General features: G+C 72.1%; 17 protein-coding genes. 7 read left to right on the top strand and 10 right to left on the bottom strand.

All coding sequences use genetic code 11. From position 1 onward, the window contains the following. Nucleotides 1–238: 238 nt before the first annotated feature. From QR78_RS18155 to QR78_RS18130, 6 genes are all read right to left on the bottom strand, one after another. On the bottom strand, nt 239–658 hold the full coding sequence (locus QR78_RS18155) for a hypothetical protein (protein ID WP_053220975.1): 420 nt from the start codon (nt 656–658) through the stop codon (nt 239–241). Between the two features lie 89 nt (nt 659–747). After that, the gene (locus QR78_RS18150; protein ID WP_048428962.1) at nt 748–2346 is read right to left on the bottom strand and encodes an ABC transporter ATP-binding protein; all 1599 of its coding nucleotides are present in this window, start codon (nt 2344–2346) and stop codon (nt 748–750) included. Between the two features lie 4 nt (nt 2347–2350). Further along, nucleotides 2351–3466, bottom strand: coding sequence for an ABC transporter permease (locus QR78_RS18145; protein ID WP_244276572.1), 1116 nt, complete (start codon nt 3464–3466; stop codon nt 2351–2353). Next, nucleotides 3463–4386: an ABC transporter permease gene (locus tag QR78_RS18140; protein ID WP_048428961.1), complete on the bottom strand. Its 924-nt coding sequence runs from the start codon at nt 4384–4386 to the stop codon at nt 3463–3465. Before QR78_RS18140 ends, QR78_RS18145 begins: the two co-directional genes overlap by 4 nt. 24 nt (nt 4387–4410) lie before the next feature. Beyond that, on the bottom strand, nt 4411–6015 hold the full coding sequence (locus QR78_RS18135; RefSeq protein WP_167349676.1) for a peptide ABC transporter substrate-binding protein: 1605 nt from the start codon (nt 6013–6015) through the stop codon (nt 4411–4413). Nucleotides 6016–6023: 8 nt separating this feature from the next. After that, nucleotides 6024–6458, bottom strand: a complete 435-nt coding sequence (locus QR78_RS18130) for a GlcG/HbpS family heme-binding protein (RefSeq protein ID WP_048428974.1) — start codon at nt 6456–6458, stop codon at nt 6024–6026. Between the two features lie 186 nt (nt 6459–6644). Here QR78_RS18130 and QR78_RS18125 point away from each other — a divergent pair, with 186 nt between their 5' ends. Together QR78_RS18125 and QR78_RS18120 are read left to right on the top strand one after the other, a co-directional pair. Next, nucleotides 6645–7493 carry a class I SAM-dependent methyltransferase gene (locus QR78_RS18125; RefSeq protein ID WP_048428960.1) on the top strand — a complete coding sequence of 283 codons (849 nt, stop codon included), beginning with the start codon at nt 6645–6647 and terminating at the stop codon, nt 7491–7493. A gap of 11 nt (nt 7494–7504) precedes the next feature. Then, nucleotides 7505–8449, top strand: a complete 945-nt coding sequence (locus QR78_RS18120; RefSeq protein WP_048428959.1) for an alginate O-acetyltransferase AlgX-related protein — start codon at nt 7505–7507, stop codon at nt 8447–8449. Here QR78_RS18120 and purU read toward each other — a convergent pair. The 3 genes from purU to QR78_RS18105 form a co-directional block, all read right to left on the bottom strand. After that, nucleotides 8439–9302 carry a formyltetrahydrofolate deformylase gene (gene purU, locus QR78_RS18115; RefSeq protein ID WP_048428958.1) on the bottom strand — a complete coding sequence of 288 codons (864 nt, stop codon included), beginning with the start codon at nt 9300–9302 and terminating at the stop codon, nt 8439–8441. The genes QR78_RS18120 and purU overlap by 11 nt on opposite strands. 67 nt (nt 9303–9369) lie before the next feature. After that, a complete protein-coding gene (locus QR78_RS18110; protein ID WP_048428957.1) occupies nt 9370–9990 on the bottom strand; it encodes a class I SAM-dependent methyltransferase in 621 nt (206 codons plus the stop codon). Beyond that, nucleotides 9987–11855, bottom strand: coding sequence for an ABC-F family ATP-binding cassette domain-containing protein (locus QR78_RS18105; protein ID WP_048428956.1), 1869 nt, complete (start codon nt 11853–11855; stop codon nt 9987–9989). Before QR78_RS18105 ends, QR78_RS18110 begins: the two co-directional genes overlap by 4 nt. A gap of 323 nt (nt 11856–12178) precedes the next feature. Between QR78_RS18105 and QR78_RS18100 the strand changes: the two genes are divergently transcribed. The 5 genes from QR78_RS18100 to QR78_RS18080 all read left to right on the top strand — a co-directional run bounded on the left by QR78_RS18100 (nt 12179) and on the right by QR78_RS18080 (nt 18081). Beyond that, a complete protein-coding gene (locus QR78_RS18100) occupies nt 12179–13666 on the top strand; it encodes a Hint domain-containing protein (protein WP_082172021.1) in 1488 nt (495 codons plus the stop codon). Between the two features lie 275 nt (nt 13667–13941). Then, nucleotides 13942–15273, top strand: coding sequence for a nucleotide sugar dehydrogenase (locus tag QR78_RS18095; RefSeq protein WP_048428954.1), 1332 nt, complete (start codon nt 13942–13944; stop codon nt 15271–15273). A 133-nt stretch (nt 15274–15406) separates the two neighbouring features. Next, nucleotides 15407–16093: a Crp/Fnr family transcriptional regulator gene (locus tag QR78_RS18090; RefSeq protein ID WP_048428953.1), complete on the top strand. Its 687-nt coding sequence runs from the start codon at nt 15407–15409 to the stop codon at nt 16091–16093. Nucleotides 16094–16117: 24 nt separating this feature from the next. Next, nucleotides 16118–17080, top strand: coding sequence for a C45 family autoproteolytic acyltransferase/hydrolase (locus QR78_RS18085; RefSeq protein ID WP_048428952.1), 963 nt, complete (start codon nt 16118–16120; stop codon nt 17078–17080). 29 nt (nt 17081–17109) lie between these two features. Beyond that, nucleotides 17110–18081: an NAD-dependent epimerase/dehydratase family protein gene (locus QR78_RS18080; RefSeq protein WP_048428951.1), complete on the top strand. Its 972-nt coding sequence runs from the start codon at nt 17110–17112 to the stop codon at nt 18079–18081. On the opposite strand, the gene QR78_RS36600 is transcribed toward QR78_RS18080, so the two are convergent. Beyond that, the gene (locus tag QR78_RS36600) at nt 18060–18173 is read right to left on the bottom strand and encodes a TetR/AcrR family transcriptional regulator C-terminal domain-containing protein (protein ID WP_342029891.1); all 114 of its coding nucleotides are present in this window, start codon (nt 18171–18173) and stop codon (nt 18060–18062) included. The genes QR78_RS18080 and QR78_RS36600 overlap by 22 nt on opposite strands. Between the last annotated feature and the right edge of the window lie 63 nt (nt 18174–18236).

Below are 18236 nucleotides of genomic sequence, written 5' to 3'. Positions count from 1 at the left end.
GCACTAATGTTTTAGTACATCAACCAGTTTGCCAGGGCACGATCCGAGCGGAAGCCCTTCCCCGCGGCGCAGGGCTGTCCGGGAAAACGTCCTTTTGGAGATCGAGCGCGGGATCCCCTCTCCAGGCGATGCCGGGCTTGCCCGGTATCGCTGCAAGATGTGGGAGAGGGGAGACGCGCCATTGTTTCCCCCAGACAGTCCTGCGCGGAGGGGGGCAGGGTCCGGGCGGAGGCGCCCCCTACTTCTTGCGCGGCGCCGGTGGCGGGGGCGCCGGGGGCTCGTCGCCGCCCTCGTCGGCCTCGCCGCCGCCGATCGTGGTCTTGAGCGCGAAGGCGACCAGCGGGCTCGCCACGTCGACCACCTCGGCCTTGGTCAGGCCGTCCTTCGGGTCGTAGCTGCCGACCAGCATCACGGTGCGGTTCTCGGCCTTGGCGAGGTCGAGGCCGTCTCCGGAAACGGCCATCGGCTTGCCGGCGATCTCGTCGGCCTTGCGGTCGTTGGTGAACAGCACCGTGACCTTGCCGTCCTTGACCACGCCGACGTAGCAGGTCTCCTCCGGCGTCCGGCACGGAAACAGCATCGCCGCCACGGGATCGGGCTGGGCGGCGGCCGGAACGGCGGCGAGCGCGAGCAGCGTGAGGGCGAGCGCGGAGCGCATCAGTCTCGTTCTCCAGGTGATGCCCTATCGGAAGGCGCGAAGTGGCGCGCCGTCGCCGGAGGTTCAAGGGTGGGGCGGTCGGGGACGCCTCACGCCTGCGAGAGATCGCCGTCGAGATCGGCCGCGGCCACGAGCGCCCGCGTATAGGCCTCGCGCGGGCGCGCCAGCACCGCGTCGGTCGGGCCGCGCTCGACCTCGCGTCCGGCGCGCAGGACCAGCACGGTGTCGGCGAGGGCGCGGACCACCGCGAGGTCGTGGGAGATGAACAGGTAGGCGAGGCCGTGCGCCGCCTGGAGGTCGCGCAGCAGGGCGACGATGTCGCGCTGCACCGTGCGGTCGAGGGCCGAGGTCGGCTCGTCGAGGACGACGAGGCGCGGCCGCAGGATCATCGCCCGGGCGATGGCGATGCGCTGGCGCTGGCCGCCCGAGAAGGCGTGCGGGAAGCGGTGGCGCCAGGTGGGATCGAGCCGCACCTCGGAAAACGCCTCCGCCGCCCGGGCGTCGCGGTCGGCGGCGCTCAGATGGGGGCTGTGGACCCGCAGGCCCTCGGCCACGATCTCGCCCGCGGTGAGGCGCGGCGAGAGCGAGCCCATCGGATCCTGGAACACCGGCTGGAAGCCCCGGCGCAGGGGGCGGAGCGCCCTCCGGTCGAGGGCCGTCAGGTCACGGTCCTCGAACCGCACCAGGCCGTGGGCGGCGGGCTCGAGGCGGATGAGCGCCCGGCCGAGGCTCGACTTGCCCGAGCCCGATTCGCCCACGACCCCGATCGTCTGGCCGGCCCGCACGGTGAGATCGATGCCGCAGACCGCGAGGCGCGGCGGCTCCGCCCGCAGGAAGTGCCGCCGGCCCGGATAGCCGACCGACACGCCGCGCGTCTCCAGCACCACCGGGGCCTCCTCCGGCACCGGGTCCTTGCGGCCCGCGGGCTCGGCGGCCAGCAGATCGCGGGTCTCGGGCGCCCGCGGGTTCCGGAACAGCTCTCCGGTCGGCCCGGTCTCGACGAGGCGGCCGGCCCGCAGGACCGCCGTGCGGTCGGCGATGCGCCGCACCAGCCGCAGGTCGTGGGTGATGAACAGGAGGGCAAGCCCGAGGCGCCGCTTGAGATCGGCGAGCAGCGCCAGGATCTGAGCCTGGACGGTGACGTCGAGGGCCGTCGTCGGCTCGTCGGCGATCAGGAGGTCGGGCTCGCCGGCGAGCGCCATGGCGATCATCACCCGCTGGCGCTCGCCGCCGGAGAGCTCGTGGGGATGGGCCGAGAGGCGCGAGGCCGCATCGCGGATGCCGACGAGATCGAGCAGCTCGCGCGCCCGCGCCGCCGCCTGGCGCCGGCCCATGCCGCGATGGGCGCGCAGCGGCAGGGCGATCTGGTGGCCGACGGTGAAGAGCGGATCCAAAGCCGTCATCGGCTCCTGGAACACCAGGCCGATGCGGGCGCCGCGGATCCGGTCGAGGGCGGGGCGGTCCAGCGCCGTCAGCTCGGTCCCGTCGACGCGCACCGAGCCCGAGACCCGCGCCTGGGGCGGCAGCAGGCCCATGACGGCGAGCGCCACCTGGCTCTTGCCCGAACCCGATTCGCCGACGAGGGCCAGGGTCTCGCCCCGGGCGAGGTCGAGGTCGAGGCTCTCCAACGCCGTCACGCCGGCCTCGGGGTAGCGCACGGTCAGCCCGCGCAGCTGCAGGAGGGTCATGCGCTCACCCCCGCACGTCGAGGGCGTCGCGCAGGCGCTCGCCGAGCAGCGTCAGGGCGAGCAGGGTGGCGACGAGGAACGAGGCCGGCACGATCAGCATCCAGGGCGCGGTCTCGAGGGAGCGGGCGCCGTCGGCGATCAGCACGCCCCAGCTCGTCGCCGGCTCCTGCACGCCGAGGCCGAGGAACGAGAGGAAGCTCTCGAGCAGGATCACCCGCGGCACCATCAGGGCCGCGAAGGCGACGACGGGGCCGAGCAGGTTCGGCACGACGTGCCGGCGCAGGATCGCGCTCGTGGAGAGGCCCAGCGCCTCGGCCGCCCGCACGTAGTCGCGCCGGCGGATGGCTTGCGCCTCCGCCCGGACGATGCGGGCCATGTCGAGCCATTCCACGGCGCCGACCGCGACGAAGATCAGCGCCACCGAGCGGCCGAAGAACACCACCAGCATGATGACGAAGAACACGAAGGGCAGGGAGTACAGGATGTCGACGAGGCGCATCATCGCCGCGTCGACCCGCCCGCCGAGCGTGCCGGCCAGCGCCCCGTAGGCCACCCCGATGCCGAGCGCCACCGCGGTCGCCATCAGGCCGAGCGCCAGGGACAGGCGGCCGGCGGTGAGCGTGCGGGTGAGGAGGTCGCGCCCGAGCGCGTCGGTGCCGGCGAGGAAGCGGAGAGCGTGCAACGGCGCCTCGACGGTGAGCCGCCGCCCGTCCTCGGACCGCCCGAGGAGGCGGGCCTCCCCGAAAATGTCGGAGCGGGAGAAGAAGGTGAGCACCCGGTCGTCGATCGGCCGGTCGGAGGCGAGCGTCAGGCGTACCGCCTCCCCGGTGACCGCGACGTCCTCGGCCCGCACCCGCATGCGGAGGGCGAGCCGATCGAGGGCCGGGCCCACGGCCTCGGGCCTGGGGTAGAGCGCGAGCGACGGCGGGACGCCCGGATAATCGTAGTAGAGCCGGTCGTAGGGGTGGCCGGTGACGAAGGGCCCGAGAAGGCAGGCGAGCGCCACCACGGCGAGGAGCGCCGCGCAGGCCCGCGCGAGCCCATCACCGAGGAGGCGGCGCCGGGCGCGGGCGAGGAGCGAGGCCTCGGCGAAGGCGAGGACGGACGGGGACGAGATCACCCGAAATCCCTCAGGCGGGGATCGATCAGCGCGCAGGCGAGGTCGGACAGGAGGTTGAGCACGAGGACGAAGACCGCGATCAGCACCACCGTGCCGAGCACCAGCGTGTAGTCGCGGTTGATCGCCCCGTCGACGAAGTAGCGCCCGACGCCGGGCAGGCCGAACACCGTCTCGACCACCACCGAGCCGGTGAGGAGCCCCGCCGCCGCCGGGCCGAGATAGGAGACGACGGGGAGCGCCGCGCCGCGCAGGCCGTGGAGCGCGAGGGTGCGGGGCGCAAGCCCCAGCGCCCGCAGGGTGCGCCAATGCGGCCGGTCGAACACCTCGACGAGGCCGGCCCGGAAGAGCCGCGCCACCACGGCGACCTGCGGCAGCGCCAGGGTGACGACCGGCAGGACGAGGTTTCTCGGCGATCCGTCGTCCCAGCCGCCGACGGGGAGCCAGCGCAGGGTCAGCCCGAAGGCGATCTGGAGCAGCGGCGCGACCACGAAGCCCGGCACGGTCAGCGCGAAGGTGCCGAGCGTCGTCACCGCATGGTCGAGGGCCGAGCCCCGCCGCAGGGCCGAGAGGCCCCCGAGCAGGGTGCCGAGGACGAGCGAGACGAGGAGGGCGAGCGCCCCCAGCGTCATCGAGACCGGCAGGCCGCGGGCGAACAGCTCGGCCACCGAGAGGTCGCGCACCGAGAAGGACGGCCCGAGATCGCCCCGCGCCAAAGCCGCGAGGTAGCGCCCGTACTGGACCAGCAGCGGCTGGTCGAGGCCGTAGACCCGGCGCAGGTTCTCCATCGCGGCGGCCGGCAGGGGCCGCTCCAGGTCGAAGGGGCCGCCCGGCGCCAGCCGCACCAGGAAGAACGACAGGGTGACGACGATGAACAGCGTCGGGACGGCCTGGGCGAGGCGGCGCAGCACGTAGGCGATCATGCGCGGGGCATCATGGTCGGGGCCTCATGCGAGCGACAGCCAGCGCGTCGGCGAGACGCCGCGCAGGTTGGGCTGGAAGCCGCGCAGGCGCGGGCCGATCAGGTGCTTGTGCCGGTAATGCAGCAGCGGGATCCAGGGCAGGTCGGCGAGAAAGAGTTCTTCCGCACGGTAGAGGATCCGGGCGCGGGCCTGAAGGTCGGTCTCGCGGGCGGCCTCGCGCATCAGGGCGTCGTAGGCCGGGTTGGCGTAGTGCCCGGAATTGAAGCCGTCGTTCCCGCTCTCGACCAGGAACAGGAAGTTCTGCGGGTCGGCGTAATCGGCGATCCAGCTCATCCGGGCGAGGTCGAACGGGCCGCCGTCGCGCAGATAGGCGAAATGGGTCTTGGCGTCGGTGGCGGCAAAGGACGTCGCGACGTTGAGCGGCCGCCACATGTCGGCGATCGCCACCATGGTGTTCCGGTTGTTGTCGGTGATGTTGTAGCGCAGCTCGACCGCGAGCGGGGTGCCGCCCGGCCCGTAGCCGGCCTCGCGCAGGAGCGCGACCGCCGCGTCCTCGCGCTCGAGCGGCGACAGGTCCCGGCCCGGCATCGTGGGCGGGGGAAGCGCGTTGTCGAGGCCGGCCGGCGTCAGGGAATAGGCCGGCAGCATCGTCTCGCCCCACACGGCGTCCGCCAGGAACTCGCGGTCGAGGGCGAGCGACAGGGCCCGGCGTACCCGGGCATCCCCGAGGGGGGCTTTGCGCACGTTCACCATCAGCGCCAGCACGCCGAGGGCCGGGTTGAGGATCACGCCCGCGCCGAACCGGGCCTTGAGCGCCTTCACCTGGTCGGCGGGCAGGTCCTCGAGGGAATCGATCTCGCCGGCGGCGAAGCGGCGCACCGCGGCGGCGAGGTCGGGGGTCGGGATGTACTCGACCCGGGGGATCGCGATCGCGGCGGCGTCGCGGTGATGCGGGTTGCGGATCGCCACGATACGGTCGTTGGGCGAGAAATCCTTCAGCACGTAGGCGCCGTTCGACACGAGGTTGCCGGGCCGGGTGAAGGCGTCGCCGAAGCGGGCGAGCGAGGGCCGGTGGAGCGGCGTGCTCGCCTGGCGCGCCATCAGCTCGGCGAAGTAGGGGGTCGGCTGGGCGAGCCGGATCACCACCGTGAGCGGATCGGGCGCCGACACCCCGACGGCGTCCACCGGCATCGCCCCGCGGTTGACCGCCTCGGCATTCAGGATCGGCGCCAGCACGCTGGCGTATTTCGCCCCCGTCGCCGGGTCGAGCATGCGGCGGAAGCCGTGCACGACGTCGTCGGCGACGACCGGATCGCCGTTCGACCAGCGCCCGTCGGGGCGCAACGCGAAGGTCCAGGTCAGGCCGTCGGCGGAGGTGGTCCAGCCCGCGGCCGCCCCCGGCATCAGGGCGCCGTCGGGGCCGTAGGTGCTCAGGCCCTCGTAGAGGTCGAGGAGGATCGTCGCCTCGGCCACGGTCGAGGTCTTGTGCGGGTCGAGGGTCTCGGGGTCGGCGCCGTTGCCGCGCCGGTAGGCGGCGGGACCGGCCGCGCGGGCGGGGACCGCCGCGCCGAAGGGCGCGGCGCCCAAGGATGCGGCACCGAAGCCCGCGAGGACGTCCCGGCGCCGCATCGCCGGGCTCAGGCGCCGGTCTGGGCCTGGAGGCCGGCGGCCTCGATTCCGGCGAGCGCCGCCTTCTCGTCGTTGTCCGAGGTGTCGCCCGAGATGCCGACCGCGCCGAGGAGCACGCCGTCGCGCTTGATCAGCACGCCGCCCGGGACCGGGATCAGCCCGGCGGGGCCCGCCACGTGGGTCACCGCGGCGACGAAGTAGGCCTGCTCCTCGGCCCGCTTGGCGATGGCGCGCGAGCCGATGCCGAGCGCCAGCGCGCCGTTGGCCTTGCCGAGGGCGATCTCGGCCCGCTTCAGGCTGGTGCCGTCCTCGACGGAGGCCGCCTTGAGGGCGCCGCGGGCGTCGAGCACCACCACCGCCAGGGGCTTGAGCCCGAGGTCGCGGCCGGCCTTGAGGGCGGCGGTCACGAGGGTCGAGGCGGCGTCGAGGGTGAGGTCGGACATGGTGTCGGGAACTCCGGGTCGTCGGGTCGGCGGGCCGCGCGGGCGGGCCGCCATCCTCGGGTCCCCGGGGCTTACCCTGCCGGGCCGGGGGATGCCAGGGTCGGGGCATCGACCGCCGGGGCCCCGCGTTGCCGCAGCGCGACCGTCGTGATACCGGCCCCGCGCACCATCGGCGCCTTGAGGGACATGTCGGACCGCGACCCCGCTGCCGCGGGCCTCTCCGAGGGCCTGCACCTCACGCACACGATCGACCTGCCCGGCCACGGCACGCTGGCGGGCGAGATCGACCTGCGGGAGAACTTCTCCGCCTGCCTCGGCGACGTGCCGCTGCGCGGCCGACGCGTGCTCGATGCCTGCGCGCTCAGCGGCTTCACCAGCTTCGCCATGGAGGCCCTGGGCGCCGAGGTCGTGTCCTACGACCGGGCCGAGGGCCGGCACTGGGACCTCGTGCCGTTCTGCGACGGCGCGCCGGCCTCCCACCTCGTGCCGCTCCTCGACGAACACCAGGCCCGGATCGCCCGCGCCTATCGCCACTGCCACGCCGCCCTGGGCTCGCGGGCCGAGCGGGTGGAGGGCGACCTCCATGCCGTGCCCGAGGCGATCGGCCCGGTCGACCTCGCGGTTCTGGGAGCGCTGGCGCAGGTCCGCGACCCGTTCCGGGCGCTGCACAGCGCGCTGCGCCTCGTCCAGGAGACCGCCGTGGTCACCGGCACGCTGCCGCGCCGGCCGTGGTACGATCCGGGCCGGCTCGTCGACGACGGCTGGCTCGGCGACCCCCGGCACGGGCCGTTCGCGCGCGAGCGGTGGGCGGACCGGCGCGCCGACGCCCCCCTGGTCTTCCTGCCCCGCACCGGCCAGGGCAACCCGTTCGCGGCCTGGTGGCAGATCCCGCCGCGGACGATCGTGCGCTGGCTTCAGATCATCGGCTTTGGCGAGACGCGGATCGCCTATCACCGCCGCCCGCTCGCCGGCCGGATGCGCACGCTCTACGCCGTGGTCGGCCGCCGGACGCAGGCGAACCACGCGGCGATCTGAGAAGGACGGGAATGTTCCATATCGGGCAGGACGGCTGGCTGTTTCTGACCGTCGGCACCAACCGGGCGGCGGACCTCTACGCCAACACCCCGGAGGTCTGGCGCATGCTGCGGGGCTGGCGCCGGCTGCTGCTCGCCCGTGCCGACAAGGCCGCGCGGCTCCACGCCCGCTACCTGCATCTGTCCTCGCCCGAGAAGCTGAGCGTCTACGACCACAAGTTCCACGGCGACGGCCCGGTCCGGGCCTCGCGCTCGCCGACGCGCCGGCTGGGGCAGTTGCTGCGTCTCACGCCCGCGGGGCGCCGGCTGTGGGTCGACGCCCTGACGCCGCTCAGGGCCCGGCGCGACGCGGCGGAACTGTACTACCGGACCGACACGCACTGGACCTCGCAGGGCACCTTCGTCGCCTACCGGGCGATCTGCGCGGCCTGCGGCGCGGCGGCGATTCCCGACCTCCTGGAGACGCGGCCGGCCCACGAAGTCACCCGCCGCATGGATCTCGGCGAGAAGCTGCAATTTCCGGTGAGCGAGACCTCGACCTACCGGGCGATCCGCCGGACCGCCGGGATCGCCGAGGAGGGCCGCCTCCACGCACTGGCCGAGCGCCACCCGGAACTTGCCCTCCATACCGGCGTGCGGGTCGGGTTCCGCACCGACGACCCGGCGGCCGACCCGCGCTCGCTGCTCGTGTTCGGCTCGTCCTATTCGGGCTACGGGGGCCTGGGGCTCACCAGCATGCTCGCCGAGACCTTCCGGCGGGTCGATTTCGTCTGGTCGGCGGAGATCGATTGGGGCCTCGTCGCGCGGCTGCGCCCGGCGATCCTGCTCACCGAATCCGCCGAGCGCTACATGGCCCGGCTGCCCGACGACGACGGCTTCGACGTCGGGCGCTACGAGGACGAGAAGATCGCCCGGCTGCTCGCGGAGAATCCCGGGCTCGCGATCCCTAGTCGGTGAACACCACGGTCTTGCGGCCGTTGGCGATCACCCGGTCCTCCAGCACGTAGCGCACGGCCCGGGCGAGCACCCGGCGCTCGATGTCCCGGCCCTTGCGCACCAGATCCTCGGGGGTGTCGCGGTGCGAGATGCGCTCGACGTCCTGCTCGATGATCGGCCCCTCGTCGAGGTCGCCGGTGACGAGGTGCGAGGTGGCGCCGATCAGCTTCACGCCGCGCACGTGGGCCTGGTGGTAGGGCTTGGCGCCCTTGAAGCCGGGCAGGAACGAGTGGTGGATGTTGATGCAGCGGCCCGCGAGCTTGTGCGAGAGGTCGTCCGACAGGATCTGCATGTAGCGGGCGAGCACCACCAGCTCGGCGCCGGTCTCCTCGACGAGGCGCCACAGGGCGGCCTCCTGCTGGGGCTTGGTGTCCGGCGTGATCGGCAGGTGATGGAACGGGACGCCGGCGAGATCCGCCGCGCCGTAGATCTCCCGCGGATAGTTCGAGACCACGGCGCAGACCTCCATCGGCAACTCGCCGATGCGCCAGCGGTAGAGGAGGTCGTTGAGGCAATGGTCGAAGCGCGAGACGAGGAGCATCACGCGCCGCCGCTCGGCCCGGTCCCGCAGGGTCCAGTCCATGCCGAACCGCGCCGCCACCGCCTCGAAGCCGGACGCGAGCGCATCCCGCCCCGGCCCGGCCGCGACCGGGTTGAACACGATCCGCATGAAGAAGCGGCCGGTCTCGACGTCATCGAATTGCTGCGCGTCGAGGATATTGCACCCGGCCTCGAACAGGTAGGCCGAGACGCCGGCCACGATCCCCGGAACGTTGGTGCAGGAGAGGGAGAGGACGTAGGAGGGGGTGGTCATGGGTACCCGGGCCGGAAACGAGAATCGGCCCACGCCCTAGGCGATCGTCCCGGGCGCGTGAAGCCCCTTACGCGTCGTCCCGGACGAAGGCGACCCGGTCCCAGGTCACGCCGGGCCGGCCGAGCTGGGCATCCGCGTCGGTGCGGCAGAGGAGGCAGCGCAGGCCGCACCCGCGCGCGAGGTCGATCGTCTCGGCCGCCGACACGTCGAACATCCGCCGCCCCTCCGGCACGGGACCGTGGCGCAGCGACAAGGCCATCACGCCCCCGACCCGCAGGAGGCGGGCGAGACGCGGCATCGCGCACCGCCGCTCGGCCGCGTCGAGATGCATCCAGACGGCGGTGAGCATCACGACGTCGAAGCTCTCGCCGCGCCCGGAGAGGGCGGCGAGGTCCGGCAGGCCGTCATCCAGCCAGTCGATCGACGGGGACGGATGCAGGGCGACCGCCTGCCGGCGCAGCTCGGCGGTCGGCTCGACGGCGGTGACGCGATAGCCGAGGGCGGCGAAGCCCGCGGCATCGCGCCCGGTCCCGGCCCCGATATCGAGGACATGGGCCGGCGGCGCGGGCAGGAGCGGCAGGATCGCCGCGTGGATCTCCGCGAAGGCGATGCTCTCGTATTGCGAGACCAGCCGCTCGGCCTCGGCGGCGTAGCCGGCCGTACCCCGGGGAGCGCTCCCGTCCGTCACGCCTCCGCCTCCAGTTCCCCGCTCACCTCCAGCCACTCCTCCTCGGCGCTGCCGAGAGCCGCGGCGGCCTCGGCCCGCATGCGGGCGAGCTCGCCGGCCTTGGCGGCATCGGTGCGGAAGGCGGTGCCGTCGGCGAGCGCCGTATCGATCTTGGCGATGGCGGCGGAGAGCTTCGCCATCCTGGCCTCCACCGCCTCGAGCTTGCGGCGCAAGGGGGCGAGCGCCGCCCGGCGCTCGGCATTGGAGCGGCGCTCCACCGCCTTGGCGCCGCCGGTCGGCTCCTGGGCCTTGGCGGTCTCGGCCTCGGGGCCGGCCAGCACCAGGCGGCGGTAATCGTCCATGTCGCCGTCGAAGGGCTTCACGGTGCCGTTGCGCACGAGCCACAGCCGGTCGGCGCAGGCCTCGACCAGGAAGCGGTCGTGGCTCACCAGGATGACGGCGCCCTCGTAGTCGTTGATCGCCTCGACCAGCGCTTGGCGGCTCTCGATGTCGAGGTGGTTGGTCGGCTCGTCGAGGATCAGGAGGTGGGGCCCGTGGAAGGCGGAAAGCCCCATCAAGAGCCGCGCCTTCTCGCCGCCGGAGAGCTGCGAGACCGGGGTGTCGGCCTTGTGGCCGGGGAATCCGAGGCGCGCCGCCGCGGCCCGCGCCTTCGCCTCGGGCACGTCCGGCATCAGGTCGCGGACATGGGCGTAGGCGCTCTCGGCGGGCCTGAGTTCGTCGAGCTGATGCTGGGCGAAGTAGGCGACGTTCATCTTGCCCCAGCGCCGCACCTCGCCGGACAGCGGATCGAGCCGGCCGCCGATGAGCTTGCAGAAGGTCGACTTGCCGTTGCCGTTGGCACCCAGCAGCGCCACCCGGTCGTCGGGGGCGAGCGTCAGGTTGAGGCCGGTCAGCACCGTGCGGTCGGGATAGCCGGCCTGGACCCGCTCCATCGCGACGAGCGGCGGGGACAGGGCGCGCTCCGGGCTCGGCAGGTGGATCACCGGCACGTCGTCCTCGATCAAGGCCGCGATCGGCTCCATCTTGGCAAGCCGCTTCATCCGCGACTGGGCCTGGCGCGCCTTCGTCGCCTTGGCCTTGAAGCGGTCGACGAAGCTCTGGAGATGAGCGCGCTCGGCCTCCTGCTTCACCCGGGCCTTGGCCTGGAGGGTGCGCTTCTCGGCGAGCTGGCGGGCGAAGGAGGTGTAGCCGCCGCGATAGAGCGTGAGCTTGCCCCGGTCGAGGTGGAGGATGTGATCGACGGAGGTATCGAGCAGGTCGCGGTCGTGGCTGATGATCACCGCGGTGCGCGGATAGCGCTCGAGGTAGTCGTAGAGCCAGAGCGTGCCCTCGATGTCGAGGTAGTTGGTCGGCTCGTCGAGGAGCAGCAGGTCCGGCTCGGAGAAGAGCACGGCGGCGAGCGCCACCCGCATCCGCCAGCCGCCGGAGAAGTCGGAGCAGGGCCGGGCTTGAGCCTCCGCATCGAAGCCGAGGCCGTGCAGGATCGCGGCGGCCCGGGCCGGCGCCGAATGGGCGTCGATGTCGACGAGCCGGGTCTCGATCTCGGCCCGGCGCAGCCCGTCGGCGGTCTCGGCCTCGGCCATGAGGCGCGTGCGCTCGGTATCGGCGGCGAGCACCACGGCGTGCAGGGTCTCGGGGCCGGCCGGGGCCTCCTGCGCCACCCCGCCGATCCGGGTGCCCTTCGGCAGGCCGATCGAGCCGCCCTCGGTCGGGATCTCGCCCTGGATGATGCGGAACAGGGTGGTCTTGCCGGCGCCGTTGCGCCCGACGATCCCGACCCGCGCCCGCTCGGGCAGGGCGAAGCTGGCTTGGTCGAGGATCAGCCGGTCGCCGATCCGGTAGGTGAGGTCGTTCACGCGGAGCATGGCGGCGTTGTGGGGGCGGCAGGCGTGGGAGGCAAGGGGGCGGGAGATCGTCCAGTCGGGACGGCAGGTTCTCCAGCATCGGCCGTGATTGACCCACGCCGTCACTGAAGCGCCGATCGACGATGTCCACCTGCCACCGGTGGAGACATGGCCCGGGCGCCGAGACTGTGTGCGCCCGGTCCGTGCGCCGCGCTGCTCCCTCTTTTGACGTGCGAGAAACTTCCGAAAGTTGTAATTTTACAACATTTCCAGCCGATTTCTAGGATATGCTTGTGAAGCATATGAAGAGAAACAATATTTTTACGGGCGGTTGAGAGAAAGCCATGACTGAATATGTTCGTTATGATTTTAGCGGGCCGCTATCTTCATTAAGCGGCGGGAATCAAATAACTACTGAAGGTTCTATCTTTGTATTGTATGATCTACCTGGACAACCACGCATAGCGACCGTTTCCAGCAATTTGAAGGCTGATCAGTACAGCTTTCCAGAGCGCGGAACGATCAATCTGATAAGAAATTTGGACGGATCCACTGATTATAGAGTTGGATACATTGGCAATAGTCAATTTTCCAATGAAAATGTTTCATTATCATTTACATTTGATTCAAATCAAAGATTGTTTAGTAAATTCGACACAGTTCAATACACGAAGGCAGTTACGGACTACACAACGATTCCGGCCACAACTAAAACTTTAACGTTCGGGTCGACCAATCTCTCGACGACCAGCGCGATTACGAATACGGTTCCATGCTTCGCTGGCGGCACACTGATACGGACGACGATGGGTGACGTACCGGTCGAGCACCTCAGTGTCGGCCAGCATGTCGTTACCGCCGCTGGCGAGGCCCGCCCGATCCGCTGGATCGGGCGCCGCACACTGGACTGCTCCCGCCATGCTACGCCCGAAGCGGTCTGGCCGGTCCGGATCCTTGCGGATGCCTTCGGACCAAGCCTCCCGGCCCGCGACCTCGTTCTCTCCCCCGACCACGCTGTGCGCGTCACGGTGCTCGACGATGTGCTGATCCCGGTCAAGCATCTCCTCAACGACGCCACGATCGCCCAGATGCCGGTCGCGGAGATCACCTATTGGCACGTCGAGCTCGACAGCCACGACGTTCTCCTCGCCGAGAGCCTGCCAGCGGAAAGCTTCCTCGATACCGGCGTGCGCGCCGGCTTCGAGAACGGGTCGGAGCACACGGTGCTGCATCCCGACTTCAGCCCGCTCACCTTGGACGATTTCTCCCTGCCGCTGGTGCAGGACGGACCGATCGTCGACGCGGTCCGCACCCGGTTGATCGCCCGCGCCCAGGCGCTGGGCTGGACCCTGACCGACGAGGACGATCTCCACCTCGTCGCCGACGGCGTGGCGATCCGTCCGGAGCGCGATGGAACGACGGCGCGCTTTTCCCTGCCGGCTGGGGCCGGCTCGGTGCGATTGACCTCGCGCAGCTTCGTGCCCGAGCGGGTGCGGGTGGGCGCGGGCGACGGGCGCCGCCTCGGCGTGCCGGTGCGGGGCGTCTCGGTGATCGACGGCCACGGCGTGATCCGCTCCCTGCCGATCGGCAGCAGTCTATTCGAGACCGGGTTCTCGTTCATTCAGGATTGCGAAACGAACCCGTGGCGCTGGACTGTGGGCGCCGCGGCTCTTCCCGCCGTGCTCTGGGCAGGAAGCACCGGCATCGTGACGCTGGTGATCGAGACCGCGCCCGACCGCGGCACTCTGCAGGCTTGGCTGGCACCGGCGACCGGGCCGACGCTGCGAGCCGGCGCAGACGAGAACCAAGGCGCCACGCGGCTGAGCGCCTGAGGGGCGCTGCACGCGTCGGAAGGCCGTCGGGGAAAATCGTCTAGACCAGGCCTGGGCTTGCACGTTCCCGGCTGCCTCGGTCAGGCCCTCCCCCGGTCGCCTGCCGATAGCATCCATCGATCCGAGACTTCGAGCCCAACACGCCAGGAAGGGCGCCCCCCTGGGGCCCCTGCCAGGTTTGACAGCCACGCGACCACGGTCAACAGCGTGGCTTTGAGCCCGACGCCGGGCATCTCGATCGAGTGTCGGCGCCAGGGAACGCTGGAGCGGCGGACATGAACGCGAACGAGGCGCGGATGCGCGCACTCCTCTCGGAGCGCCGAGCCCTGATCGGCATCGTCGGCCTCGGCTATGTCGGGCTGCCGCTGGCGCTCGCCGCCCTCCGGGCCGGCTTCTCCGTGCTCGGCTTCGACGTCGATCCGGGGCGCGTCGCGGCGCTGAACCGGGGCGAGGGGGCGTTCCACCACATCCCGGGCGAGGCGCTGGGCCCGGCGCTGGCCGCCGGCACCTTCGCGGCCACCGGCGACATGGCGCGGCTTCACGAGCCCGACGCGGTGCTGATCTGCGTGCCGACGCCGCTCACCCGCCATCGCGAGCCGGACCTGTCCTACGTCGAGGCCACCGCCCGGGCCATCGCCGCGCGCTTGCGCCCCGGCCAGCTCGTGGTGCTCGAATCGACCACCTATCCGGGCACCACCGACGAGGTGATGCGACCGATCCTCGAGGCGGGGGGCCTGCGCTCGGGCAAAGACTTCTTCCTCGCCTACTCGCCGGAGCGCGAGGATCCGGGCAACGACCAATTCGACACCGCCCGCATCCCCAAGGTGGTGGGGGCGGACGACGATGCCGCCCGGACCCTGGCGGAGGCGCTCTACGGCGCGCTGGTGGTGCGCACCGTTCCGGTCTCCTCGGCCGCCGCGGCGGAGGCGGTGAAGCTCACGGAGAACATCTTCCGGTCGGTCAACATCGCCCTCGTGAACGAGTTGAAGCTCGTCTACGACGCGATGGGGATCGACGTCTGGGAGGTGATCCAGGCCGCGGCCACAAAACCCTTCGGCTTCATGCCGTTCCAGCCCGGGCCGGGACTGGGGGGCCACTGCATCCCGATCGACCCGTTCTACCTCGCCTGGAAGGCGCGGGAATTCGACGTGCCGGCCCGGTTCGTGGAACTCGCCGGCGAGGTCAACACCCGGATGCCCTACCACGTCGTCGAGCGCCTGGCGGCGGCCGTCGACCGCACCGGCCGCGCCTTCTCGGGCGCCACGGTGCTGGTGCTCGGGCTCGCCTACAAGCGCAACGTCGAGGATACGCGCGAGAGCCCGGCCCTGAAGCTGATCCGGCTGATCGAGGGGCGCGGCGCGGTCGCGCTCTACCACGACCCCCTGGTGCCGGTCCTGCCGGCGACCCGCGAGCACCCGGAGCTCGCCGGGCGATGCTCGCAGCCCCTGACGCCCGAGACCCTGCGCGCCGTCGACGCGGTGCTGATCGCCACCGACCATGACGGCGTCGATTACGCATTGGTCGCCGAGCATGCCCGCCTCGTCGTCGACACCCGCAACGTCATGGCGCGCCATGGACTCACAGGTGCGACGATCGTGAAGGCGTAATGTTGGGAAAACCCCCGGCCTCCCCGGTACATGACCCCGGCGAGCGCCCCCCGCACCCTGGCAAGCGGAGCCGCGCCGGGCTAAGAACGCGGGGGCAGCACCCGCGAAGCCTCCGCGGGGTCGAGGGTACCAGATGGGTCGGCTCGCAGGGTTTCCGTTCTTCAAGGACGCGGGCGTCGACCTGACCTCCTACGAATCGCGCTGCATCTGGCGGCGGTTCGACGCCAACGAGATCCTGGTCGATTTCGACGACGCCTCGACCGACGTCTACCTCCTGGCCTCCGGCGAGGTGCGGATCCTCAACCGGACGCAATCCGGCAAGGAGGTGATCCTGGGCGAGATGCGGGCCGGCGAATTTTTCGGTGAGCTCGCCGCCATCGACGGGGTCAGCCGCTCGGCCAACGTCACGGCGCTCACCCGGGGCGAATTGTGCGTGGTGCCGGCCGCGGTCTTCCGCGAGATCGTCTTCGCCGCCCCCCCGATCGCCGACAAGCTGCTGCGGCTGCTGGCCAAGCGCGTGCGGATGCTCAACGCCCGGCTGATGGAGCACGCGGTCCTCGATCTGCGCCATCGCCTCTACGCCGAACTCCTGCGCCTCTCGACCCCCCGGCCCGGCACCGAGGGCGAGCGCGCGGTGAGCCCGCCGCCCTACCACCACGTGCTCGCCGCCCGCATCGGCTGCCGCCGCGAGCAGGTGACGCGGGAATTCACCGTGATGGCCCAGGAAGGTCTCGTCGACCGGACCCGCGGCGCCCTGATCCTGCGCCGGCCCGACATTCTGGAGGCGCGGGTGGCGGAGGCGTTGCGGGAGGATTCCTGAGGCGCCCCCTTCACAAGACCCTCCATGCACAAGACCTTCACCGCCCACCGCGAGGACCGCCCCGGCGCGGCGTGGCTCGCCCGCTTCCGGGCCGGGCGGGACGAGGCCGCGCGGTGGTACCTCGGCGACACGGCCGCCCCGCTCCCGCCGGAGGCCTGCCGTGCCGCCCTCGTCCGGCACATGCCCGAGCTCGTCCGGCATTACGACGCGGCCTGTGGGCTCGTCGGCGACGACCATCTCGCCCACAGCATCCTCAGCCATTACCGTCCGGCCGCCCACCGGCAGGGCTGCAGCCAGGCGGTATGGCTCGGCGAGGACGGCCCGGCCCTTGTGCGCAACTACGACTACCCGCTGACCTCGATCACCGGGCGGATCGAGCTCTCCGCCTGGTCGGGCCGGCGGGTGATCGGGATGGGCCAGCGCCCCTGGGGCGGCTGCCTCGACGGGATGAACGACGACGGGCTCGTCGTCAGCTGCACCCTCGGCGGCATCGCCCGGCGCGGCGAGGGCTTCGCCATCATCCTGATCCTGCGCTACCTCCTGGAGACCTGCGGCTCGGTGGCCGAGGCGACCGAAGCGTTGCGCGGCCTGCCGCCGACGCAGCTCCACAACGTCACGCTCCTCGACCGGACCGGCGACCACGCCACGCTCTTCCTCGGGCCGCGGCGGGAGGCGGCGGTGACGCGCCAGCGCACCTGCACCAATCACCAGGAGAGGGCCTCGCCCGCCTCGCGCTCGGCCCTGCGCCAGGCGGTGCTGGAGGAGGCCCTCGACGCCCCCTCGACCACGCTCGCCGGCCTGACCGCGCGGTTCTTCGAACCGCCGCTCCATTCGCGCAAGGCCGCCTTCACCACCGCCTACACGGCGGTCTACCGGCCGGCCGAGGGACGGGTGGACTATCTCTGGCCCGGCCATCGCTGGCGCCAGGGCTTTTCCCGGTTCGAGGAGGGGGCCTACACGCACGATTACGGCGAGTTGGAGCCGTAGCCGTGCGCGGAGCGGGGCGGGGGCGACGCATGCGCATCCTGGTGCTCGGCGGCACGCGATTCCTGGGTCGGGCGATCGCCGCGCAGGCGGTCGGGCGCGGCCACGCCGTGACCTGCGCCGCGCGGGGGCGCGCGGGCGCCGCCCCGCCGGGGGCCCGCTTCGTCGCGATCGAGCGCGACCGGGCGGACGGGCTCGACGCCCTGAGGGGAAAGACCTTCGATGCCGCCGTGGACGTGGCGCGCGACCCGGGCCGGGTCCGGCGGGCGCTGGCGGCGCTCGCGGGCCGGGTCGGGCACTGGACCTTCGTGTCGACGACGAGCGTCTACGCCGACACCGCCACGCGCGGGCAGACGGCCCGCACGGCGCCGCTCCTGGCGCCGTCCGACGTCGGGCCCTACGGGGCCGCCAAGGTCGCGTGCGAGCGGGCCTTCGGCGGTGGCGCCCTGATCTGCCGGGCCGGGCTGATCGTCGGCCCCGGCGATCCGACCGGGCGGTTCTCGTACTGGGTCGCACGGCTCGCGCGCGGCGGGGAGGTGCTGGCGCCGGCAGAGCCGGAGGATCCGGTCCAGTGGATCGACGTCCGCGACCTCGCCGCCTGGATCGTCCACGCGGCGGAACGGGGGCTCGCCGGGCCGTTCGACGCGGTCGCGCCGCCTTGCACCCGCCGCGCCTTCCTCGACAGCTGCGCCGCTGCCCTCGGCTCGGCCTGCACCTATGCGTGGGTGGATCGGGCCTTCCTCGACCGCCACGGGGTGGAGCGCGAATCCGGCCCGTTTTCCCTGCCGCTCCCGCTGCCGGACACGATCGGCGACGCGTCGCGCGACGTCTCGGCGACGCTGGCGGCGGGCCTGAGCGTGCGGCCCCTGGAGGAGACCGCCCGCGACACGCTTGGCTGGCTGGAGACGACCGGCGGCCCGGTCACCGGCCTGACCGCGGACGAGGAGGCGGCCCTGCTGGCCGCCCGGCACACGGAGCGGGGCTACCGCCCCTCCGGCCCGTAGGCCGCCAGGAAGACCCGCACGGCTTCCGCCACCCAGTAGGTCGTCTCGGCCTCGGTCGGCGGGTCGCCGACGGCAAAGAGCAGGCGGCGCATCGTGGTGGCGGCGCAGAGGTCGAAGAAGTGGCGGGGGGGGGGGGGGGGAACCCTCGGCCCCGC

Origin of the sequence: Methylobacterium indicum (assembly GCF_001043895.1) — a bacterium.
Classification (GTDB): Bacteria; Pseudomonadota; Alphaproteobacteria; order Rhizobiales; family Beijerinckiaceae; genus Methylobacterium; species Methylobacterium indicum.
Note: the sequence above shows the minus strand (reverse complement) of the source record. Positions and strands in the feature narration are given on the sequence as shown.